Here is a 23622-nt window from a genome sequence, read left to right as displayed (position 1 = left end):
TTAGATTGAAAAATAGCCCGCCCACCGCGTTATAAACTCGCGGCGGACAGGCTGCTGCTATTTGCTATGGCGCTTCTCGCCGCAGCACCTCTGATTCGGCGCTTACAGGCTAAGCGTGCCGGGCGATTATTTTCTCAAGCTGGCTCGCAATCGCTTGCGTCCCGGCTTGTAGATGCTGCTGCGTAAAAGCGATGCGAACGAACGTCTCATCCATATTCATCGCTTCAGCGAAGAAGCCGCCAAGACCGCGCGCTTTGCGGTCAATTTGCAGCAGCAGTTCGATCTGATGAGCCTCCGGATAAAAAATAATCTCCAGCTCATCCAGCTTGCCGCGGAACGGCCCTCCGGCTGGGATAAATTCCAGCTCCTGCACGAAAGGCAGCGAGCGTCCAAGCCGTGAAGCGTATTCGCAATCTGCTTCACGCAGACGGAAGCCAAGCTGCTGAACCGCTTCAAGCACCAGAGCCATCGCTGCATTTGGCACAACGTCAATGCGATCATTATCGCCGGGGTCGATGGCACCGCGAATATCCAGCTCGGTTCTTACCCATATTGGCGTTTTCCCTAATGTGAGCGGCGTTTGAAAAGGCAGCTGAAAGGAAAACGGCACTTCACGATTTTCTCCAGCCTTCAGCTCAAATGGCTGACTGACCGGATATTTTCCAATCACACAGTTATGTTTGTGCTTCTGATCATTACTCTCACGGATGTATTCGGTCATTACGGACAGCTCGATCTTCTCTATGCGCTGCTCCACGCTTCCGCCGCGGATTTGTACGACGCCGCGTACTTCTTCACCTGGCGAATAACGGGATTTTTCCAGCAAAGTATCAATTTTTGCCGAGCCAATGCCAATGCTTGCTAATAACCGATTAAACATAAGGACACCTCACCGAATAATTTTTTTGTAGCTATTCGGTTGTACGTCGAGTCCTCTTCTTGCGTTGCAAAAATGTCCGGCAACAGTTTCACGTATTTTCTTCAGGGTCTTTGCGATAGGGAAGCTGAATAATGAAGGTCGTCCCTTTCCCCATAATACTGTCCGCCTTGATGCTGCCGAGGTGGTTGTCGACGATTTTGTAGGTAACCATAAGACCAAGCCCCGTCCCCCTATCCTTCGTCGAATAAAAGGGCTGGCCGATCTTAGAAAGCTGCTCCTTCGCAATTCCAGGACCCTCATCCTGAATGCGGATGACAATTCGCGTCTTTTGCACAAGCTCTAGCGTAATGAGAATGAGACCGCCGCTGGCCATCGCCTCGATTGCATTTTTAATAACATTGATAAACACCTGCTTGATTTGATTTTCCACGCCGAAGACGTAAAGCGGTTCCGCAGCCATATCCAGCCGGATTTCAATATTGTGCATAACGGCCTGCGTCTCCAGCAGCGTCACCGATTCCGCCATAATCGGGCGCACATCCCTGTAGCACAGCTGATATACCTGCGGCTTGGACAGCATTAACAGCTCGCTCACAATAGATTCAATTCGGATCAGCTCGGATTTCATAATGTCATAATAATGATTGTTGCTGCGCCCGGATGCAATGAGCTGAAGAAACCCTTTCAGCGAAGTGAGCGGATTGCGAATTTCATGAGCAATTCCGGCAGCCAGTTGGCCTGCGATGTACAGCTTCTCAGAATTAATCAGCAGCACCTCATTTTTTTTGCGCTCCGATATATCGCGGATAATGACCTGATAAGCAAGGCTGCCCGTATGGCTTGTGCTTGTTCGCACCAATTCGGTATGCAGCAGCTTGCCATGTACGGTTCTCCAGTCCAATTCAACAGGCTTATGGCGCAGCAGATCCTTGTTCTCTTCATCGCCCAGCAATTGGCGAATTTCCTCATGATGCTTCTCATGAAGAAAATTGTAAATCGACATACCGATCAATTCATCCTCGCTGTCCGCCTCAAACAACCGCAAACCGGAAGGATTGAAATATTGCCATTTTCCCGCTTTGATAATCGCTATCGTATCAAGGGAATTTTCGACCAACAGCTTATAATTGGCATCAACCATACTGTATTTGCGACTGAACATCCATGTGGATAAGCAGAAGCTGAATATGAGCATTGTGGCAATGCCCAGCAGAAACGACATGAGCATCATTGAATCGTTCATGCTGTCGGTCGTATACACATTCACATACTCCACCTTAATAGCCTGCATGCCTATTGTGTGCATAATAATCATCGACAGACCGAGAACAAGACAACTGATCAGCTTGCCATTCTTTCCTCTGCCTTCATACAAATTAAAGGCGACCAGCGTCCCTAGAAAAGCAGCCATAATCGACACTATGAATAAATAACGATCCAGCTCATAGCTTTTCACCGAACTCCCCAGCAGATTTAAATAGTGCAGCGTCGTTGAGCCGACAGCAAGCAGCAGGCTGCTTAGCACCCTCCTCATCCATCCGTGCCAGGCACTTTCGTATACAGATATTGCAGCATAGGTAAGAGCCATGCAGCCCAACAAAGTGCATAGCATCGTCCAATCCAAAACTAATGGATAAGTCGAGCCGAATATGGCCAGCACATGCATCGCCCAAACGCCTAGACCAAATACGAAAGAACTGCCGAGCTTGCGGCTGAATGCTACTATTTTGCTGCCTAATGGCGAGTAGCCAATCATGCTGAACAGCGTGTAACAGGCAAAGCACACAATCATAAATGAAAACAGTGTAAAAAAGGGATTCCCCATAACGAATTGGTGATTCATAAAACTCCTCAAATATCCATTAATTTACTCACAATACTGAAATTCGACAATATTCAATAAAATCCTCTCTTTTTACATGTCTTTTTCACAAAAAAAGCGGAAAATGATGCAAAATGACGAATACGTGTCGCTCCTGGACCAAGCTACCACTAGCATTTTTAGAAATGAGCATCGTACCGACGCTGCTGCCTGCAACCAAATTGATAAAGGGTAATTGTTATTTTATGTAATTTAAGGATTATATTTTTGGTGACTGCTTTAGGAATGGTGTTTCTGGCTTATTTTATATACAATAAAGAGCAATCAGCGCTTTTGAATGGCTGCATTTGTTGTGCTCGCTTATGTGCTGTTTCCGAGCAAGCTCATTTTATAAAGGAGAGATTTTGATGAAGATTGTACAGGAATTTAAGGAGTTTGCGATTAAAGGCAACGTCATCGACCTCGCAGTCGGCGTTATTATTGGCGGAGCCTTCGGCAAAATTGTTACTTCGCTTGTGAACGACATTATTATGCCGCCGATTGGACGAATTTTGGGTGGAGTTAACTTTAAGGACTTATTCATTAACTTAAACCCGAAGCATACGGAGGAATTGGAGGCTGCCGGTACCATTATCCGCTCGCTCGACGATGCTTCCAAAAACGGCATTGCCGTTATTGCCTACGGACAGTTTATTAATGTGATGCTGGATTTCTTCATCGTTGCCGTCTGTATTTTCTTCCTCGTTAAAGGCATTAATATGCTGCGCCGCAGCAAAGCAGAGGAAGCACCCGCAGAGGCCGCCCCTACGGAAAAGGATTGCCCTTACTGCTTGTCCAGCATTCCGCTGAAGGCGACTCGCTGCAAGCACTGCACATCCCAGCTTGAAGCTTTGGATACGGGACGCTCTCACTAAGGAGCTGCGAGGAAATTAGCGGTATTCTTCTTCGTTGCAGTTTCTAAACGCGCAAACTGCCCTATTCTTTATACAAAGGAGTTCGTGCTATGACGGAGGAATATTTTGATATTTATGATGAGCAAATGAATCCAATCGGGACAGCTACCCGCTCGGAGACGCATGCCAAAGGCTACTGGCACCGCTCCTTCCACTGCTGGCTCACGCGCAAGGAGAAAGACCGCCGCTACGTTAGGTTTCAATTGCGGCAGTCGAGCAAGGATACTTATCCCGACTGCTACGACATTACCGTTGCCGGCCATCTCTCGGCAGGCGAAACAATGCGCGACGCCGCACGCGAGCTGCAGGAGGAGATTGGCGTAACCGCTAGCTTCGGCGACCTGATCCCGCTTGGACAGCTGCGTGAGGATACCGAGGGAACGGCTGGCGGCGTCCGTTTCATCGACCGCGAGGTCAGCGATGTGTTCGGCTTCGTCTGTTCCTTGCCGCTGATGGAATTACAGCTGCAAGCCGAAGAGGTGGCCGGCGTGTATGAGGCCGACCTGAACGAGCTGCTCCAGCTGTTCGAGCACGAGCGGACGGAGCTAATCGTATCAGGGGTGGCTGTAAGCCCGGACGGCGAGCAGACGCCTTCTGTAAGGAGCGTGCGGGCGGAGCAGTTCGTACCGCGCAAGGCGGAATATTACGCAAGCGTAATGCGCGCCTTGCGCGATTGCACCTAGCAGCTGAAGCGGCTCCGCCCGTGGAGCGCTGCTGCGGCACAGGGCGGCATTGCCTTTGAATCTGGCTTTGGCTTTGGCTTTGGCTCTGGCTCTGGCTCTGGCTCTGGCTCTGGCTCTGGCTCTGGCTCTGGCTCTGGCTCTGGCCTTGCCTTTGGCCTTTCGCATCAGCGCGCTGGCCCCAGGCATTTTCCCAGTTGCGATACCACTGGTCGATTAGCCCGTGAATTTGATAAAACGTCGTATGGCGCGGTGCCAAGTCGAAATCATTGATTTCCGGCTCATTCATCAGCTGGGCCGAAATCATATGCATACAGCCATGAATGCCGCTGGATTCGATATAGCTGCCTAGCTCATCCAGCGTTGCAAAGGAGCGCGGATTATTTCGAATGCGATTTTCCGCAGCCGGATTATAGCAAGGAGCGCGGCGTATGGCCTCCGGAATTTCCGACCACGGCGCAATCAGCCTGCTGTCATAGCCTTGGCTGTTATACCAGCTGTACACACGATTAATATAGTCCCGGTGAAAACGCAAAAACTGATCACCGAAGCCGCGAGGTGGAATGGTGCCGGGCGTTACATGATGCGTATGGTGCCATACAGCATGCTCTTGAAGCAAAGGTGCGGGGAAATTTGGGATTAGCGGCATTGTTCGTCCCCTCCATTATCATCGTTATTGATGCTTGTTTTGTCTGAAAACCTTGCTGTCCTATCGTATGCCGATTCGCATAGCAAGGTGACAGAATAGAGCATAACAAAAACCGCCGAGTCCCGAAGGGTCTGGCGGTTTTTGCTTATTCTGGCATCTTCCTGCCGACTAGTAGCGGTGAATGTTTTCTCGTTTGATACAAATATCAAACGAAATTGTAACCTCGTTGTCTCTGCCGAACAAGCAGCAGACTCTAACGCAATCGGAACGCTGCGTACAGAAAAATTGAACGACTTTGCAATCGCAGCCGATAATGTTTTGAACCGCCCGGGCATCATGGCAGCGGATCGCTTTTACCAGCTTCTCGGCAACCTCTTCATTTTCCAGTCGTTTGAAGATTTTGCTTAATTCTTTGCCAGCATCCTGTACCCCTTCAACCGCCGGATCTGTACGACGACAACCATTGCTTCTGTTGTCATTTGCTGACTCTTGGCGTTGACAAGAGCATGAAGAAGTACGAGCCCGCTTCGATTTGCGCGAAGCGGATTTAATGTTTTTCACCTGGAATTTCGATTTAACTGACATTATATATGCCACCTCTCTCATAGTTTCTGATATATCATATGCAAATAGAGTAGAGAGGTATGGACATGTATGCTGCGACAAGCGCATATCCGATATTCCTTGATTTCCGCATAGGCAAGCGATTGACGGGGCATATTAAGTAGCATCACTGGAAATGGAGGAAAACTTGTGTTTATTCAAAAAACCATATGCTTCACAACGCTCTGCCTTGCATTAGGGGGCGCTACCCTCCCTATGGCACATGCTGCTGTAAAATCGGTTCCCACTACTGAAATCAAGCTAGACCTCATCAATAGCAAAGGAGCGGTCATTGGCAAAGCAAGCCTGCAAGAGCAAGCTGACGGTGTACATATTCGCCTGGCGGCGGAGCAGCTCGCACCGGGCATGCACGGCATTCATTTTCACGAAACCGGGAAATGCGAGGCTCCCGAGTTTACGTCGGCGGGGGCTCACTTTAATCCGCTAAGCAAGCAGCACGGGTTCAGCAATCCCAAAGGCTTCCACTCTGGCGATTTGCCCAATATTCAAGTCGACGCTTCTGGAAAAATCGAAGCTGAGATCATTTCAAAAAATGTGACGCTCGCCAAGGGCGCACCTAACTCACTGATTAAATCAGATGGCGCTGCTCTGGTTATTCACGAGAAAGCAGATGATTACGTCACCGATCCATCCGGCAACTCAGGTGCTCGCATCGCTTGCGGCGTGATTAAATAAGCAAAGCTGAAAAAGTTAAAAAACAAACGCGATCCTTCTCTACTAAGGCTCGCGTTTGTTTTGAATGAATATTCAATTGTAAGTTTATTAACTTATGCTTCCACTCCAAACATACCCCGTTATTCCAAAAATCTACTGCCTTTATCTGCCTATAAGTCATTATCCCCACCTCTCTTGCATATAGCTTAGCTTAGGATGAGACTCCCTGCTGGCATACTGCGGGGCAAAGGAGCGATGTTCATATGACAGAGCAAGCAAGGGCTGCGGAGCAAGCGGCGGCTGTGCTATATCAGGCAGAGCCTGCACATACGGCTATGGTTCAACAAATCCAGGAGCAGATTCACCGTTTGTGCCACGGACATATGCACCGGCCCGTGCGTGTGCATACGATGGATGGCCAAGTATACGAGGGCTATATTGCACATGTCGACCGCTGCCTGCTGTATTTGCATTGTACCGTGCAGGACCCGCGCGCCTTCATTCCTCCGCAAAATGCGATTCTTCCGCTCGTTCTCTACGAGCTGCTTGTCATTACCCTGCTTTACACGTAAAATGCTGTTCTTCTCCCGTTCATAACCCCATGCTATAATAGTCACAGCTTAGGGGGATGAATATGCAAATTATCGCAATGGTTACGATGCTGCTTGATCATATTGGCTTGATCTGGTTTCCCCAAGATGATACTTGGCGAATTATCGGCAGGCTTGCCATGCCGCTTTATGCTTATGCGCTAGTCATTGGGTATTTCCGCACGAAAAATATCAATCAATACTTGTGGCGAATGAGCGCCATTGCGGCTTTATCGCAAATACCCTACTCCCTGGCATTCGGCACTTGGGAAATCAACACGGTGGGCACTCTGCTCGTCTGTCTTGTCTCCCTCAAGCTTCTGGACCAATTGAAGTCGAGGCCGGCCCTCCAAGTGTCTCTGGCCGCCTTTCTACTGCTGCTGCTTGAAGTCGTTCCGTGCAGCTACGGCGCCTATTTGCTGGTGCTCGTCCTCATCTACCGCTATGGCTCGAAACACGCTATGGCCCCGGCTCACCTGCTGCTCAACATCTTTTATTTATTCTACATGGGCTGGACTATTCAGTTGTTCAGCGTTGCCGCAACCCTGCTGCTTGTGTACTCGCCAAGCCTGCTGCAAGCGGCTGATTCCATCAAAGTTCCTCGCAGTGTCTGGCGCAGCTTCTACCCTTTGCATCTTGCCATTATTGCAGCACTACAGTATGTAATCCTAGCTGGAAAGTAGCAATTTCCAGCTTACACTATATGTTAGAAATATATAAGCAAATTAAACAATATTCTTACGGCTGTTTCATAAGCGGCTAAAACGTTTAGGATAGAATAGGAAAAAACGATCGGAGGTGGACAAGGTCATGATGAAAATCATTACCTTCAAAAGTCGTTCTGTACCTGTTTATTATACTAACGAACAAGCCGCATCAGTTGAGCAGCTTCATCATAAACTGCGTGAAATGGAACTCAATTTCGACTTTCGAAAAAAATGGAAACGAATCTCTAAAGTTGAAGTCGTGCGTGAGGTTGCTATTTTTCAATACAGCGATGGCACTAAACTTTATCTGGAAGTTAGCTAAACACCCTCTTGCCCCCACTGGAATTAAAGGAACAACATCCCCAACCAGAACTAGCGTAAGCGACTTCTTCGCCTTTTAGCAAAAAAATGGCTGCGCGATGTAATCAAAGCATTTATGAATTACATCATTCATTACATCTTATACTTCAGACAAGCCTCCTACCGCTGCGACAGTGGATTTGGAGGCTTTGTTGCGTTTATTAGCAGGCTCTCTCAACCCATATAGGAAAAAAAAGAGCCCGCCCTATCGCTTTCGCTTGGGCAAGCTTAATATCAGGAGCCTATACGCCTGTTCGTTCAGACCTGCGAATCATCGTTATATCCAGTATATCTGGCCGAGCGGGCTGACCCAGCAAATATCCTTGCATGTAATCACAGCCCCAGCCTCGCAGCAGCTCGTACTGCTTCACATATTCAACGCCTTCAGCAATGACACATATGCCCAGCTTGTGCAGGAGCCCTATCATCGCCTCCACGATATGATGTTCAACGCCTTCCTTATCTATTTCTCTAATAAAGGAGCGGTCCAGCTTAAGGGCATGGATCGGCAGATGCTGAAAGCTCGCCAGCGACGAATGCATGGAACCAAAATCATCCAGCGCAATAAACACACCGCTCGCATGCAGTCTAGTCAAAGCTTTGATAGATCGGTCGCAATTCACATAATGATAGCCAGCTTTAATTTCCAGCTGTAAACACTGTGGAGGTATTCCTGCCTCCTCCAGCGTATTGAGCACCATATCAGCATACGTGCAGTCCGCAAGCTCTGTCGGCGAAATATTGACGGACATAATCAGTTCAGAATGATCCGGCAGAGTACCTAGCATGCGGCAGGCCTGCTTGATGACCCATGCGCCTATTGGCATTATCATGCCGTTTTTCTCGGCAAAGGGAATAAACTCATCTGGCTGAATGCTGCCAAGCTCCGGGTGATTCCACCGCAGCAGCACTTCAAAGCCCCTAAGCTTGCCTGTTTCCACTTGATAGATGGGCTGATAGTTTAAATGAAATTGTCCTTTATACAGCGCTGTCCGAATGGCGTTCTCCAGCTCCAACTGGCGATGGATTTGCTCTGTTGCCGCCCGCAAGTAATAGGAAATCTGCCCCTCTCCCTTTAAAACGCCGCTATACAGAGCCGTCTCCGCATGACAAATGAGCTGTTCGCTTGTCGTTCCATCCTGCGGAAACAGGCTCACGCCAATACTCGCTGTTAGATGAAATCGATCAGAACCAAAACCTACGGGATGCTGCACCATCGTTTTGTAACGTTCAATCATGCTGTATCCATCCGCTTGACCAGCGTCTAGCACTGCTGCAACTAGAAAAGTACTGTCGTTCAATTGCCAGATGGCCGACCTGTCCGCTCCAGCCTCTACGAGCCGATCTTCAATCAGCTGCATCACCTCGCAGCCATAGTCCATCCCTCTAGCCTCAACAATGCGATAAAAATGGTCAAGCTGCACCAGCACTGCAGCAAGCCCCTTGCTTGCCTTCTGCACTTTCAGCAGCATATGACCTAGCTCGCGGCAGGCATTCAGCTTTGCAGGCAATAAGGCTATGACTTGTTCGCTCATATTCCCCATCCTTCGATCCAATAGTAAGTTAAAGCTATATTCTCATACAATAATTAGGAAAAAACGGCAATTACCTTTAGATAGTTGTTAGAATGTAAGTTTCCATATAAAAAAACCGTCTGGATAAGCCAGACGGTTGCAAATAAATGCATGCTATTATTTCTCCTGGCTGACTGAAGAATTCTGGGCTGTGTACTTGTAACCGAAGCCCCAAACCGTTCGAATGAGACGAGGCTCCTTTGGGTTTTGCTCAATTTTTTTCCGCAAATTCACAATGTGTACATCAATCGCACGGTCGGTGACAAAGGAATCAAAACCGCGAATGGCATTAATGAGTTCTTCCCTGCTGAATACCTTGCCAGGATACGCCAAAAATAGCTTCATAATTTCATATTCCGAAAACGTTGTTTCTACCAGCATCCCTCTGACTAGCAGCAATCTCCGCTCAAAATCAAGCTGAATCGGATTCCGCTCCTCTTCTCCTGCCTCTTGCTCGGTTTCCACTCCGTCCGACTTAATGTTGGCTCTGCGGATCAATGCCTCGACTCTCGCTGTCATCTCGTGCATGCTGAATGGCTTGCACATATAATCGTCTGCGCCAGACTTCAATGCCAGCACACGTTCTGACACTTCGTTTTTCATGGATAAAATCATAATAGGCACATTCGAACGCTCGCGAATCAATGCACATATCTCCATCCCATCCATATCTGGGAGCATAAGATCCAGCAAAACCACATCCGGTTCGAATTCCGAAATCATACGCAAGCCGTCATTTGCCAATCCTGCTTGTTTGACAGAATAGCCTTCTTCTGACAAATACATAGACAGCATATCACTCATCATGACGTCATCTTCTATAACTATTACTTTATACATTGGCGTCACCCCTTATTGGGATTGAAGATTTCTGTCGAATTTAGTCTGTCCTCTTACTATACAATATAGCTATGACCGACCACAATAATTTGTTAGAGAATTGTTAGGCTTTTTTGTCGAACTTCTGTCACTTGTTTTTCTCCAAACATTTGAGCACATGTATCAATTCTTCTCGCAGCTTTGCAAGCCTCAGGCTCCATTCCTCCTCTTCTATATCCTCCTGATTGAAAATCAACTCCAGCTCCGTCGCTGCGTTCGCCAATGGATAAGCGGATAAATGGCTCGCCGCTCCCCTGAGCGTATGCACGAGGCGCTTGGCGGCAACGAGATCCCTCTCTGTCATAGAAGCGATTAATCTGTCGATAAATGAAGAATAATCGGCCTGAAATTGTTCCAGCATGTGCATCAATATCGGAAGCTTGCCATTCACTCTGGCGAGTGCCTCCGGCAAATCTACACCCGGAATGACCGGCAGTGAGGAATAAGCTGACGGCTCATATTGCGGCTGCACATGAGGCTCATCCTCCCATAACGTTGGTACCGGCAAAATGCCCGTCTGATTCAACCAGTGCGAGAGTACGGAATAGAGAAAGCCGGCGCTGATTGGCTTCGTTATAATATCATCCATGCCCAGCTGTCTGTACTGCTCATGATCGGCACGCAGCACATTAGCGGTAACCGCAATAATCGGCAGTCCGTCATATTTAGGGTTAGAACGAATAAGCCGTGTCGCCTCCATGCCATCCATTTCCGGCATATGAATATCCATGAGAATGAGATGCCATTCCTCCCGCTCCAGCATATCCAGCACCTCATGTCCATTTTCGGCAAGGCCGACCTCATAGCCCCGTTCTTTTAACATTTCCAGAGCGACGATTTGATTAATTTTATTATCTTCGGCAAGCAAGATTTTGGCATTGCGCCCTTCAAGCTGTACAACTGCCACTTCGCTCTTCGCGAGGTTCCAAGGAGGAATAAAGGAACGCTCCGTTAACATCCCTCTCAAGCCGTTTAGCATCGCTAAGCGGGTTACTGGCTTTGTAAGGAGAGCAAGCGGACGATCCTTTTCTGGCATTTGCAGCATTTCGTCCCGACCAAATGATGTGGTCAGCACGGCTGTCTTTACGCCCGCCGCTTCAGCTTCCTGATGGAAATCGAACCAGGTTTCCGCGCCGTACATATCGGGCATCTCCATATCGAGCAAAATCAGCTTCGGCATCGCTCCTGCACCGATACGGCGCAGCCGTTCCCGCGCCGTCTTCCAAGAAGCGAAGGGAACCGGAGCCATTTGGAAGGACTCCAGCCTTTCGCACCAATGATGACGCATCATCTGGCTGTCCTCGACGATCCACACCGGCTGCCCAATCATTTCCTCGCCTAGCTCCATGCTGTAGGGCGGGGCTTCTTCCAGCATAGGGAATGTAATAACGAAGCTGAATTTACTGCCGCGTCCGACCTTGCTTTCCGCAACGAGATTGCCGCCCATCAGCGTGACAAGCTTTTGGGAGATGACGAGCCCAAGGCCTGTGCCCCCATACTTCCTCGTCGTAGATCCGTCCGCCTGACTGAATGGCTGGAACAGCCTGCCAAGCTGCTCCTCGCTCATGCCGATGCCTGTATCCTCAACAACAAATCGCAGCTGTACTTCCGCATCGCGCAGTTCTACCACTTCGAGACGCAGACTGACATGGCCCTTCTTCGTAAATTTAATCGCATTGATGCATAAATTCAGCAGCACCTGCTCCAGCCGCAGCAAATCTCCAAGCAACGTGCTAGGCAAATTGTACGCCGTATGGATTAAAAATTCGAACTGCTCCTTGCCGCCCATAAAAACGCTGAGCTGATCCGCTACCCGGCCAAGCAGCTCCTCCGGATGGAAGGCGAGCAGTTCAACCTCGACCTTCTCAGCCTCTACTTTGGAGAAATCAAGAATGTCATTAATGATGCGCAGCAAGGATTCCGATGACGTGCTGATTTTGTCCACATAATCTTTCTGCGAATAGGATAATCCCGTGCGTTTGAGTAGTTGGGTGAGCCCGATGATGCCGTTCAGCGGCGTACGAATTTCATGGCTCATGAGGGCAAGAAATCTGCCTTTGGCCGCATTCGCCTCCGCTGCATCCTGCGACGCCTGAAGCAGCTCCTCCTGAATGATCTTTTGCTCCGATATGTCACGTGCAATGCAGGAGAAGTAGTCCTCGCCTGTTCTGCGATTATGATGGGATACGAGCACAAGCGATACATGCTTCAATTGCTTGTTTTTCGTCAAAATTTCGACATTGCCTTCCCAGTAACCGTACTGCTTGGCCAGCTCTGAGCCATTCATGAGATAAAAGAACATTTCACTGCTCAGATGCCCGCTCAGCGAAGAAAGATCCATCTCCTCCTCATGGATTCCGAGCATCTCCTTGCCCGCCTGATTAATGTAGATCATTTCGCCCTGGGAATCGACCGAAGCGATTAAATCCTTGGCGGAGCCTACAATATCAAGCAGTCGATTGCGCGATCTCTCCACTTGCAGCTTATCGGTTATATCCAGAACCATGCCAACTGCTCCGGTAAATTTGCCGTTTGCATCCCGCAGGCCATTCGTGCTGAGCAGGACAGGAATGCGTTTTCCACTTTTTGAAATAAAGGTCCATTCCCGCTCGTAGGAAAACTGGTCATTGCGCAGCTCCTTGAGCACGTCAAGCCCCGGTATCACCTCTCGGCCCAATTTCTCCCCAAGCTCCTCTGCCGCTATACGAATTTCCTCCATGTCCATGAACAGCAGCGGCGTCGCATGGCCTGATACTTCTTCTGTTTTGTAGCCGATCATTTCCTCGGCCTTCTTATTGAGATAGGAAATACGATAATGCTCGTCGAGGACAACAAAGGAATATTGATTTTGATTAATAACCGCCTCTAGTCGTTCAAACAAGCCTCTTAAACGCACGACCATCTCATTCACTGAACGCGATAGCTTGCCTACCTCGTCTCCCGGCATTTCTGACAGATGCTCTGCATTAAATTGGCCAGCGGCAGCCTGCTCCGTGACGATAAGTATATTTTTCAATCTATTGACGATATTAGCAAAAAATAGATAGCACAGCAGCACGATGACAAGCTCTGAGCCTACAAGCGTCAGCAGCGTGTTAAGCAAAACCGGCAGCGTCCCGCTCTCTAAATCCGACATCGGCATTTCCAGCATGAAATGCCAGGCGGCAATACCTTCTACCTTAGAGTGGAATACGGCGTATTCTGTCATATTAGACGATAAAATATCCATGCCGGACTGTTCAGAAAGCAGCTTCTGATTGACCTGTATTTCCTCCACAGCTCCGTTCATCGTTGCTGTCTTCGGCAATACGCCATCCTCCGAGCAGAATAAAACAACGCCTTCTTGGTTATATAGCCAGAAGATAGCTTCCTCCGGCTTGTCCATTTGCAAATAAGGAATAATCATATCCATATCAATAGATGCGTACACGATTCCGGTAATTTGATTATCCTCATTATAGACGGGAACAGCGATGACAAATTGTTCTTTAGGTGAAAAGCTGGCTTTGAAAGGATCGCTGATCATCACCTTCCCTTGAATCGCTGTTTGGAAGAAGGAGTACTGTCTAAAATCGAGTGCTGCACCATCTGTACGAATGGCCATGCCATCCTTGCCGACAAACCCAAGGCTACGAAAGGAAAAGCCTGCTCGTACCAGCTCACGATTGAAATAGCTAAGCTTCTCTTCATCTTTTCCAAAACGCACGACATCGGTTCGGCTAATGACCAGAACCTCTGCCCGCCTAATGGCAAGCCAAGCCGACAAATTATTTGCACTGCTGTTTAATTGACTTAATGTTTTTTCTGTAGCAGAATCAATCATTCCCTGTTTCAAGCCCATATAGTTAATAATGCCGGCAAACAGCAGTGGAATGAAGGTAATTAATACAATAACCAGCAGTCCCTTGACCCTTAGAGACATATTGTTCAAGCGGCTCACTTCCCATCCGACCATGTTCGTCATTTGTCCCGTTTATTATACAGCCTTAACGAAAGCGAGAGAAGCAAAAACGCCAAGGCGCAGAGCCTTGGCGTTCGAAAAATACAATTGCGATCGGGAATGGTTCATAATTACTGAATTAGCTTGTGTTAGCCCTTTAAAATGGCTTCAATACGTGCCAGCTCATCGCCGGAGAAATCTAGCGCCCGGAGCGCTGCAACGTTATCATCAATTTGCTCCACACGGCTCGCGCCGATCAGCGCCGATGTTACACGACCACCGCGCAGTACCCATGCGAGCGCCATCTGCGCAAGCGTCTGCCCGCGCTCCGCAGCATGAGCGTTAAGCAGCTTGATCTTTTCAAGCTTCTCTTCCGTAATTTGATCGGATTGCAGAAATACGCTCGGTCCCGCCGCACGAGAATCCAGAGGGATGCCGTTTAAATAACGGTTCGTCAAAAGTCCGCCTGCTAGCGGAGAGAACACGATGGAGCCGATGCCTTCCGCATCTAGAACATCCTGCAAGCCATCTTCGATCCAGCGATTGAACATCGAATAAGAAGGCTGATGAATGAGGCATGGCGTGCCAAGGCGCTGCAAAATAAGGGAAGCCTCTGCCGTCTGCTCCGCACTATAGTTGGACAAGCCAACATAGAGCGCCTTGCCCTGGCGAACGATATGGTCCAGCGCAGCCATAGTTTCCTCAAGCGGCGTATTCGGATCTGGACGATGGTGATAAAAAATGTCTACGTACTCCAGCCCCATACGCTTAAGGCTTTGATCGAGGCTGGCTACTAAATACTTGCGCGAGCCCCACTCGCCGTATGGGCCTTTCCACATATAATATCCGGCTTTTGTGGAAATAATGAGCTCATCCCGGTAAGCAGCCAAATCCTGCTTGAGCAGTTGGCCAAACGCCTCCTCTGCGGAGCCGGCAGGCGGCCCATAATTGTTAGCGAGGTCAAAATGGGTAATGCCCAAATCGAAAGCGCGGCGAACCATCGCCCGTCCATTTTCCAGACGATCCGTACCGCCAAAGTTATGCCAAAGGCCCAGTGATACCGCTGGAAGCAGCAGCCCGCTGCGGCCGCTGCGATTGTATTTCATCCCATCGTAGCGGGAATTTGCAGGCAAATACGTCATCGTTTAACATCCTCTCTACTATTTAAATGAAAAGCCGCGAAACTTCTATTATTAATTCAAATACAAATAAAGCGCTTGCTTCTTCCATTGTACACCGCTTGGTCGAACGGTGCAAAAAAAGCCGAACGCGTTTAAAATCCTTTATTTTTATTTAAGATTAAGGTTTTTTAACCTAAGTTTTGTTATAGTAGATTAGACAAGCGTAAACGGTTACGGTGAGCTGACCCTGATCACTGCAACGTTTCGCATGGCCATTATAAAAAAGAGTGTAAGATAATGAAGGGAGTTTGAAGAATGGATAACCAAGAATCGCAGCGTAAAGAAGAAGAATTAAAAAATGCTGCGGAGCAAGAAACCAACACACACGAGGACAATCAACATACGACTGAACCAGCAACAGCCTCACCATATGCAGGAGGAGCGCCTTTGGGTGGATCAACTCCCCCGCCGGCTCGTAAAAGCGGCAATACAGCATGGATTGCGCTTTCGGCTGTTTTGGCTATTTTGCTAGTAATCGTCGCTATTAAACCGGTTTTCGGCGGTGGCAGCAATGCAGCCGTTGCAACGGTTAACAAAGTCGACATTACGAAAGAGGATCTTTACGAAGAAATGCTGAAATCGGGCGGCAAAACGACGCTCGACAATCTCATTACGCAGCAGCTCATTACGCAAGAAGCGAAGGCTTCCAATGTTACCGTGACAGATGCAGATATTGATGAAGAAATTAATACGCTGAAAGCGAGCTTCGGCACGGACGAGCAATTCAATGCTGCATTGGCACAATACGGTGTAACGCTGGAGAGCCTGCGTAAAGATGCTGAGACGCAAGTGAAAATCCGCAAGCTGCTTGAGCCATCCATTACGATTACCGATGATCAGGTTAAAGAAACTTATGAGCAAAACAAAGCTTCCTATGGCACAGGTGAAGAGATTAAAGCTTCGCATATTCTGGTAGCTACGCAAGAAGAAGCAGACGCTATTTTGAAGGAATTGAAAGCTGGCGGCGACTTCGCGACGTTGGCGAAAGAAAAATCGACCGATCCAGGCACGAAAGACAACGGCGGCGATCTGGGCTTCTTCGGCAAAGGTGTCATGGACCCTGCTTTCGAGGAAGCAGCCTTCGCACTCGAAGTGGATCAAATCAGCGATGTCGTTAAATCGAGCTTCGGTTACCATATTATTAAGAAAACCGGCTTTAAAGCGGCTACTTCCCCAACTTTTGAAGAGAAGAAGGAAGAAATCCGCAAGCAGCTGCTGAATCAGCAAATTCAAGAGAAATCAGCTGCTTGGATTCAAGAGCTTCGCGACAAAGCTACGATTACCAATACGCTTGACGTGAAAACAGATGAAGCGGAAACAGACGCAAGTGCTAATCCAGATGCAGCTGTTTCCCCTGAAGCTAGCGCAGCACAATAAGCCCAACCTAATAAGGTGAACGTGCTTAAGAACGTGCTTATGAATTAAAAAAAAGATCGCTGTCCGTTAGGCTTAATGCCTTTGGTGACAGCGATCTTTTTGTTTTTCAGACATTATGATACGGGCTGCTTAGCTAAATGGCACAAGTCCTAACTCTGCATGACTCACGTTTAGCCTTCATTTAGCTTTTCTTTTAGTTTTCGTTCAGCTTTGCAAGGCAGTCCCTTTGCTCACGGTTACTTCCTTGCCGCTAGCCTTCAGCCGCTCTACCACTTTATTGAGTGCCAGCTGCGCCGTATGATCCCATATGCGCGACTGGCTGAGGTCGATATGAATTTCATTGGCTTTGCAGTCCAGCTCAATAAGCTCTTCCAGACCAGAGGAGGAAGCGAAAAACAGCTGTCCATGCACCCGATAAGTCCGCTTACTGCCTTCCCATTCACTATGAATGTGCAGCTTGCGGGATACGGATACAACGAACCACACGAAACTGATCAGTACGCCGACCAGCACGCCAGCAGCCAAATCGTGGGTGAACAGTACAGCTGCTACTGTCGCCACCATCACGACCGTTTCGGCAAGCGGCACACTGCGAGGCTTGAACACCGAGCGCCAGTCGAAGATGGCGATACAGACCATAATCATAATGCCGACCAGAGCCGCCATCGGCACCTGCGCCAGCAAATCGCCAAACAGAACGGCGAGCAGCAAGAGGAACAATGCGGAAACGAGCGTAGACAGCCTATGCTTCCCGCCCATTTTCACATTGAGCACTGATTCCGCTACGAGCGCACAGCCCGCCATACCTCCGAAAAATCCTGCGACAACATTTGCAACGCCTTGTCCGCGCATTTCCTTATTTTTGTCCGTACGCTCACCAGTCATCTCATCAAGCAAATTATGCGTCAGCATCGTCTCCGTATATCCAACGACTGCCAGCGACAAAGAATAAGGAAAAATGATCGCTAGCGTCTCCCAATTAAGCGGAATATTAGGCAGCAAAAACGACGGCAGCGATGCGTCGATGGCCCCAACTCGGGTAACTCCGTCCATGCCAAACACCCAAACGGCGAAGGTCAATATCACAACGGCCACCAGTGGGGATGGAATTGCTTTGAAGTAACGAGGGAGAAAATAAATAATGGCCAGCGTCGCCGCCACAAGTGCATACATCAGCCAGGACTCGCCCTGAAAATACCGCAGCTGCGAAATGAGGATAAGAATCGCCAGCGCATTAATAAACCCCGTCAGCACGCCCTGAGGCACATACCTCATTAGCTTCCCGAGCTTAAATACACCCATTAAATATTGCAAAATCCCCGTCAAAATCGTTGCTGCGAACAAATACTCAATGCCATGCTCCTTTACGAGCGTCAGCATCAGCACCGCCATCGAGCCTGCCGCAGCAGAAATCATACCCGGACGACCGCCAAGAAACGTCGTAACGAGCAGAATACAGATTGAAGCATAAATGCCCACAACAGGTGGCACTCCCGCCATAAACGAAAAAGCAAGCGAATCCGGCACCAGCGCGAGAGTAGCCGTCATGCCCGCCAGCACATTCACCCGCACATCCGTCATCCACTGACGTTTCCAAGATAAACGACTCATACCCATTTCAACTAATATCCTTCGCCCTTGCCACCGCTCGCAATAGCGACGCTTGCGCTTGCACCTATACGAGTAGCGCCAGCAGCGAGCATTTTGAGTGCGGTTTCCAAATCGCGTACGCCACCGGAAGCCTTGACACCCATATCCGGCCCAACTGTACGGCGCATTAGAGCAATATCTTCCTCTGTGGCACCGCCTTTGCCGAAGCCCGTCGAGGTTTTAACAAAATCAGCGCCAGCCTCCTTGCAAATTTCGCAAGCCCGCACCTTTTCCGCATCCGTCAGCAAGCCTGTTTCCAAAATAACTTTAACGAGCGCCTTGCCCTTGCAAGCTGCCACAACCGCTTCGACATCACGCTTCACGCCTGCTTCGTCTCCTGACTTCAGCAGCCCGATGTTCAGCACCATGTCCACCTCTGTGGCGCCGCAGGCGATGGCGTCTTCCGCTTCCGCTGCCTTCGCCCTTGAAGTTGTTGCGCCAAGCGGGAAGCCTGCTACCGTAGTAATGCCTACACCAGAGCCTGCCAGCTGTTCAGCTGCAAGAGCAACCCAGCCTGCATTCACGCATACGGTGGCAAAATGATACGTCTTGGCTTCAGCGCAAAGCTGAATGATTTCCGCTTTTGTCGCATCTGCCTTCAGCATTGTGTGATCAATAAGTCCAGCTACGTTCGCTGCATTCGTACTGCCCATTAACAAATCCCTCCAGCTATCATCTCTCTAATATGTCCTGTTCACGCTTCCGGCTTGTAATCCAGCAGATGCTTCGCCGTAATGTGATCGGTAATCAACGTATTCGCATATTGTCCAGCCAGCGCGCCGTATACGGCCTCGACTTTGCTTGGGCCGCCAGCTACTAGTACTGACCATTCCTTGCGCTTCAGCTCGCCCAAATCAATGCCAATCGTGCGCAAATCCAGCTCTTCGCTGACCAACTGCCCATCAATATCTATAATTCTTGAGCAAATATCTCCTACGCCGCGCGAGAAAATAATGCCCAAATCCTCATCGGAAAAATAATTCGCCCGCATGAGCACCGAATCCTCGGTTGGCGCACCTACGGTCACAACGGCGATATTCGCTTTTTTGCCCATATCAAGAATTTTGCGTATATGACGATCCGCTTCAATCGCATGCTTCACGACCGCATGGTCAACAATAGCTGGAAGCGGAATTAAATAAGGCGACGTCTGATAAGCTTTAGCGAACAGCTGCGCGATTTCGTGTGCGTACGTATCGGTCTCGGAATGGCTGACACCGCCGTTAAGCTGAACGACCTTGACCTTCTTCGCATGCTTGTTCGGCAGCCTCGTTGCTACTTCATACAGCGTCGTGCCCCAGGTTACGGCTATCGTATCGCCATCCTGCACCGTTTCATTGAGAAACGCAGCGGCGGCTTCACCAATGACGCGCTTGGCCATCGCATCCTCATATTTAGGCACCGTAGCTACAATAGCGCGCTTCAAGCCGAAGCGTTCCTGCAATTGCCGTTCGCGCTCCGCGTTGTCGGCTGCCGGGTCCATAATTTTGATCTGTACAATACCGTCAACCTTCGCCTGCTGCAAAAAACGCGAAACGGTTGGACGTGACACGCCAAGCTTCTTGGCAATTTCCTGCTGATTGTAGTCAAGCTCATAATACATGCGGGCCGCTTCAATCATTTTCATCTTTTTGTCGCTGAGTTCCTCCATCAGGCATCTCCTTTGGTGAGTCGCTCTTCCACATTTATCTATCTTGAGAATATGTTCAAAGAAAAATAAGCAATATTTCAGTTTCATTATATAAGGAAAAAAGCAAAACAACAACTACAGCTTTTGGACAGGATTTTCATGCCATCATGTGGAATACGTATAAGGCGCGACCATTAACGACATTCTGATGGGAGGTATGACCTGCTATGTTGAACAAGTTTAAGTGGTTCACATCTATTCTTTTGACCGCGGCTCTGCTTATAGGCGCTGCAAGCGTCACGGCAGCTGCATCCACCCAAGAGAAGGCCGGCAAGCATATTACGCTGCTGCACACCAATGATATGCATGCCAGAGCAGTCCGATCCGAAAGCAATGGTGAACTAGGCTTTGCACAGCTTGCCGGAATCATCGACAGCTACAGAGCCAGCAATCCGAATACGCTCCTGCTTGATGGCGGCGATGCCATTCACGGCACTACCTTCGCAACCCTCGTAGAAGGTGAAAGCGTCGTCCGCGTCATGAACGCAATGAGGTACGATGCGGCTGTCCCCGGAAATCATGAATTTAATTATGGCTACAACCGCCTCGTGGAACTTGAACCCCAAATGGAATATCCGCTTCTGAGCGCCAACATTAGAGTAAAGAAAGACGATTCACCGCTGTTCCAGCCTTATGTTATTAAAGAGGTGGACGGCGTAAAAATCGGTATTTTCGGCCTAACTACACCTGAAACCGCCTACAAGACGCATCCGAAAAATGTCGACGGACTAGTGTTCACAGACCCTGCCGAGGAAGCGAAAGCCATTGTCGCCGAGCTCAAGGGTCAGGTAGACGTCATTGTTGCGTTGGGACATATCGGACAGGATGAATCCAGCGCCGATACAAGCATTGGCATCGTCAAGGAAGTAGCTGGCATTGATGTTTTTATTGATGGGCACAGCCATACGGTGCTGCAAAAGGGGCTTGAGGGAGGCCATGGCACGCTCATTGCGAGCGCCGGCGAATATACCAAATACATTGGCGTCGTCGATCTTTGGATTGATCAAGGCAAGGTCGTCAGCAAGGAAGCAAAGCTGATTGATGACAAAGCCGCTGCCGCAATTGCGCCCGACAAAAAAATCGCCGAGCTGGTCGATTCCATCGTCGCAGAGCAGCAGGAGGTTCTCTCCAGCGTGATTGGCGAAACGTCTGTGAAGCTTGATGGCGAGCGAGAGCAGGTTCGCGCAGGCGAAACAAATCTGGGCAATCTGATTGCCGACAGTCTGCGTTCAATCACGAAGGCCGATATCGCCATAACGAATGGCGGCGGTATCCGCGCTTCTATTGATGAAGGAACGATCACGCTAGGCGAAATTATTACGGTGCTGCCTTTCGGCAATCAAATCGTGACGCTTAACGTAACAGGCGCTGATATTAAAGCCGCGCTGGAAAATGGCGTGTCGGACTATCCGAATCCGAAGGGCGCTTTTCCGCAAGTATCCGGAATCTCCTTTAAAATTGATACCGCCAAGGCAAAAGGCTCGCGCGTTCATTCCGTAAGCGTGGGCGGTGCTCCTCTTGATGCGAAAAAACAATATACGCTTGCGACGAATGATTTTATAGCCGCAGGCGGGGATGAATACACAATGTTCGCCAGCTATCCTCAAGCCGGCATGTTTGGCGCGCTGGATGAAGCGCTCACCGGCTATTTGAGGGAGCTTGGGACAGTGAGCACCGCTGTCGAGGGCCGAATTACGGAGGGTGCTACGCCTTCCGTTGCTTCGCCTACTCCGTCTGCTCCTTCCTCCTCGTCCGGCGGAACAAAGCCGAAGCCACAACCGAAGCCGGAAGTCATTCAGCCTGGCCCGGCAGCTCCGGCAACTGACACCATTAAAGATGTGCCTGCGACGGCTGCCGACTACGCTCATTACACTGTGAAAAAAGGCGATACGCTCTGGTCGATTGCGAAGCGCTATAACACAACATGGCAAGCTATTCGCGACGTAAACCAAATTAAAAACCCCGACCGCATCTACATCGGACAGCAGCTCAAAATTCCGGTGTAGCAGCAAAACAGCCCTTCACCATTTTGAAATGGTGAAGGGCTGTTTCCGTAATATCTCCGACATGCCCGTGCTAGGCTTGTATGGTCTTTCTCGTGGCTTTGCGGCGCAGCCTGCGCTCAAAACCGACATAAAGCACTATATAAAGGACGAAAAATCCACCAGATAGCAAATACATCGTCGCATAATTCGTCACAGCGGCTACGGCTCCCAGCAAAATAGACCCGATGCCGATACCGACGTCAAAAGCATTGTAATAGGTCGCCGTTGCTACGCCCCTGCGCTCTGGCTCTACGAGATCGATCACCCAAGCCTGAAGTGCAGGAAATAGGGCGCCAAAGCCAAAGCCATAAAACAGGCCCGACAGCAGCAGCATCGCTGTAGAATGCGTAAAATATAGCATGACGCTAGCAATAATACATAGAATAGCAGCAGGCAGCAGTACCCACATGCGTCCTTTACGATCATACAATGGGCCGCTAATAAAACGGATCAGAAACTCGCTGATGGCCACGATAAGAAAGAAAATGCCGACACTGCCCAGGCCCTGCTCTTTGCCAAACAAAGCGATAAAGCTGAGCACCGTGCCGAAGGGGATGCCGATAAGCAAGCCAAGCAGCGAAGGCATTAACGCCTTGCGCTCCATAACGCTGTCCAGCCAGCTTCCCGCTTCGATTACAGGAGCTGCTGCTGGCATCTTTTTCTCTACACGCGGAAAGCGCACAAAGCAGGTACTGATCAAGCTAAGCAGCATAACAACCGCTCCAATTAAAAACAGCGCCTTAAAGCCATATTCCGTCATAATCCAAATGCCAAAAAAAGGACCCAAAGCGAATGAAATCGAATTCCCTGTAGCAAAAAAGCCCATGCCCTCTCCTCTTCGAGAGGCTGGCACCAAATCGGATGCCGCTGTGCCAAACAGCGTCGTTGCAATACCAAAGCCGACGCCATGCACAACGCGCAGCACCAGCAGCACAGCAAGCGTCGCGGCTAAATAATAGCCGGTCAGTGCGATAAGACTTATAGCTACGCCGAGAAGCAGCAGCTTCTTTTGTCCCAGCCGCTTAATGCCATAGCCTGTTCCAAGCCGGGAAAGGACGGCTGTAAACGTAAATAAGCCCATAATCAAGCCAATTTGCGTTTGACTGCCCCCCTGCTCCGCAGCAAATACAGGAAGTGTAGGCAGCAGCATTTCAAGGGCCATAAACAACAGCAAATTAGAGCCCATTAATAAAATGAAATTTTTCGACCATAGCGCCTCGCGCATTTGTCTCGCTCCTTTATGTTGGCTGGCTAAGTATGTATGTTCGATCCACTTACGATTGGTTCATCATATAGCAGTTTCCCTGCCCTGTCTACGATCATATTGCGGGTTTCAACTTTCTATTGCGGTCTTCGGCAAGTGTGAT

The 23622-nt window shown here is 49.2% G+C and carries 19 protein-coding genes; 8 read left to right on the top strand and 11 right to left on the bottom strand.

Translation table 11 applies throughout. From position 1 onward, the window contains the following. Nucleotides 1–109: 109 nt before the first annotated feature. Nucleotides 110–880: a sporulation protein gene (locus V5J77_RS02500; RefSeq protein WP_338554211.1), complete on the bottom strand. Its 771-nt coding sequence runs from the start codon at nt 878–880 to the stop codon at nt 110–112. An 88-nt stretch (nt 881–968) separates the two neighbouring features. Then, nucleotides 969–2723 carry an ATP-binding protein gene (locus V5J77_RS02495; RefSeq protein ID WP_338554210.1) on the bottom strand — a complete coding sequence of 585 codons (1755 nt, stop codon included), beginning with the start codon at nt 2721–2723 and terminating at the stop codon, nt 969–971. A 386-nt stretch (nt 2724–3109) separates the two neighbouring features. On the opposite strand from V5J77_RS02495, the gene mscL reads away from it, so the two are divergent. Together mscL and V5J77_RS02485 are read left to right on the top strand one after the other, a co-directional pair. Beyond that, nucleotides 3110–3616: a large conductance mechanosensitive channel protein MscL gene (gene mscL, locus V5J77_RS02490; RefSeq protein ID WP_338554209.1), complete on the top strand. Its 507-nt coding sequence runs from the start codon at nt 3110–3112 to the stop codon at nt 3614–3616. Between the two features lie 89 nt (nt 3617–3705). Then, nucleotides 3706–4338, top strand: coding sequence for an NUDIX domain-containing protein (locus tag V5J77_RS02485; RefSeq protein ID WP_338554208.1), 633 nt, complete (start codon nt 3706–3708; stop codon nt 4336–4338). 814 nt (nt 4339–5152) lie between these two features. Here the strand turns inward: V5J77_RS02485 and V5J77_RS02480 are convergent. Beyond that, complete coding sequence (locus V5J77_RS02480) at nt 5153–5569, bottom strand: hypothetical protein (RefSeq protein WP_338554207.1); 417 nt, start codon at nt 5567–5569, stop codon at nt 5153–5155. A gap of 234 nt (nt 5570–5803) precedes the next feature. On the opposite strand from V5J77_RS02480, the gene V5J77_RS02475 reads away from it, so the two are divergent. The 4 genes from V5J77_RS02475 to V5J77_RS02460 all read left to right on the top strand — a co-directional run bounded on the left by V5J77_RS02475 (nt 5804) and on the right by V5J77_RS02460 (nt 7881). Then, nucleotides 5804–6283, top strand: a complete 480-nt coding sequence (locus V5J77_RS02475; protein WP_338554206.1) for a superoxide dismutase family protein — start codon at nt 5804–5806, stop codon at nt 6281–6283. A 242-nt stretch (nt 6284–6525) separates the two neighbouring features. Further along, on the top strand, nt 6526–6834 hold the full coding sequence (locus tag V5J77_RS02470) for a hypothetical protein (protein ID WP_338554205.1): 309 nt from the start codon (nt 6526–6528) through the stop codon (nt 6832–6834). A 62-nt stretch (nt 6835–6896) separates the two neighbouring features. After that, nucleotides 6897–7535, top strand: a complete 639-nt coding sequence (locus tag V5J77_RS02465; RefSeq protein ID WP_338554204.1) for a TraX family protein — start codon at nt 6897–6899, stop codon at nt 7533–7535. A 127-nt stretch (nt 7536–7662) separates the two neighbouring features. Then, nucleotides 7663–7881, top strand: a complete 219-nt coding sequence (locus V5J77_RS02460) for a hypothetical protein (protein WP_046229519.1) — start codon at nt 7663–7665, stop codon at nt 7879–7881. Nucleotides 7882–8161: 280 nt separating this feature from the next. Here the strand turns inward: V5J77_RS02460 and V5J77_RS02455 are convergent, their stop codons facing one another. The 4 genes from V5J77_RS02455 to mgrA all read right to left on the bottom strand — a co-directional run bounded on the left by V5J77_RS02455 (nt 8162) and on the right by mgrA (nt 15454). Next, entirely contained in the window at nt 8162–9454 is a 1293-nt protein-coding gene (locus V5J77_RS02455) for a bifunctional diguanylate cyclase/phosphodiesterase (protein WP_338554203.1), read from the bottom strand. 156 nt (nt 9455–9610) lie between these two features. Beyond that, entirely contained in the window at nt 9611–10333 is a 723-nt protein-coding gene (locus tag V5J77_RS02450) for a response regulator transcription factor (protein ID WP_338554202.1), read from the bottom strand. Nucleotides 10334–10460: 127 nt separating this feature from the next. Further along, complete coding sequence (locus V5J77_RS02445; RefSeq protein WP_338556516.1) at nt 10461–14294, bottom strand: response regulator; 3834 nt, start codon at nt 14292–14294, stop codon at nt 10461–10463. A 167-nt stretch (nt 14295–14461) separates the two neighbouring features. Then, the gene (gene mgrA, locus V5J77_RS02440; protein WP_338554201.1) at nt 14462–15454 is read right to left on the bottom strand and encodes an L-glyceraldehyde 3-phosphate reductase; all 993 of its coding nucleotides are present in this window, start codon (nt 15452–15454) and stop codon (nt 14462–14464) included. Nucleotides 15455–15748: 294 nt separating this feature from the next. Between mgrA and V5J77_RS02435 the strand changes: the two genes are divergently transcribed. Continuing rightward, nucleotides 15749–16870, top strand: coding sequence for a peptidylprolyl isomerase (locus V5J77_RS02435; protein WP_338554200.1), 1122 nt, complete (start codon nt 15749–15751; stop codon nt 16868–16870). A gap of 204 nt (nt 16871–17074) precedes the next feature. Here V5J77_RS02435 and V5J77_RS02430 read toward each other — a convergent pair whose 3' ends face one another. Genes V5J77_RS02430 through V5J77_RS02420 form a run of 3 tightly spaced genes read right to left on the bottom strand, consistent with a single transcriptional unit; the run spans nt 17075 to nt 20171 of the window. Continuing rightward, on the bottom strand, nt 17075–18487 hold the full coding sequence (locus V5J77_RS02430; protein ID WP_338554199.1) for a SulP family inorganic anion transporter: 1413 nt from the start codon (nt 18485–18487) through the stop codon (nt 17075–17077). A 5-nt stretch (nt 18488–18492) separates the two neighbouring features. Continuing rightward, a complete protein-coding gene (gene deoC, locus V5J77_RS02425) occupies nt 18493–19173 on the bottom strand; it encodes a deoxyribose-phosphate aldolase (RefSeq protein WP_338554198.1) in 681 nt (226 codons plus the stop codon). Nucleotides 19174–19214: 41 nt separating this feature from the next. After that, the gene (locus V5J77_RS02420; RefSeq protein WP_338554197.1) at nt 19215–20171 is read right to left on the bottom strand and encodes a sugar-binding transcriptional regulator; all 957 of its coding nucleotides are present in this window, start codon (nt 20169–20171) and stop codon (nt 19215–19217) included. Between the two features lie 209 nt (nt 20172–20380). Between V5J77_RS02420 and V5J77_RS02415 the strand changes: the two genes are divergently transcribed. After that, the gene (locus V5J77_RS02415; RefSeq protein ID WP_338556514.1) at nt 20381–22216 is read left to right on the top strand and encodes a 5'-nucleotidase C-terminal domain-containing protein; all 1836 of its coding nucleotides are present in this window, start codon (nt 20381–20383) and stop codon (nt 22214–22216) included. A gap of 70 nt (nt 22217–22286) precedes the next feature. Here the strand turns inward: V5J77_RS02415 and V5J77_RS02410 are convergent, their stop codons facing one another. Further along, nucleotides 22287–23480, bottom strand: a complete 1194-nt coding sequence (locus tag V5J77_RS02410) for an MFS transporter (RefSeq protein WP_338554196.1) — start codon at nt 23478–23480, stop codon at nt 22287–22289. Nucleotides 23481–23622 lie beyond the last annotated feature (142 nt).

It is taken from the genome of Paenibacillus sp. KS-LC4, from assembly GCF_036894955.1.
Classification (GTDB): domain Bacteria; phylum Bacillota; class Bacilli; order Paenibacillales; family Paenibacillaceae; genus Pristimantibacillus.
The sequence above is the reverse complement of the archived record's forward strand: the minus strand, read 5'-3'. Positions and strand labels throughout refer to the sequence as shown.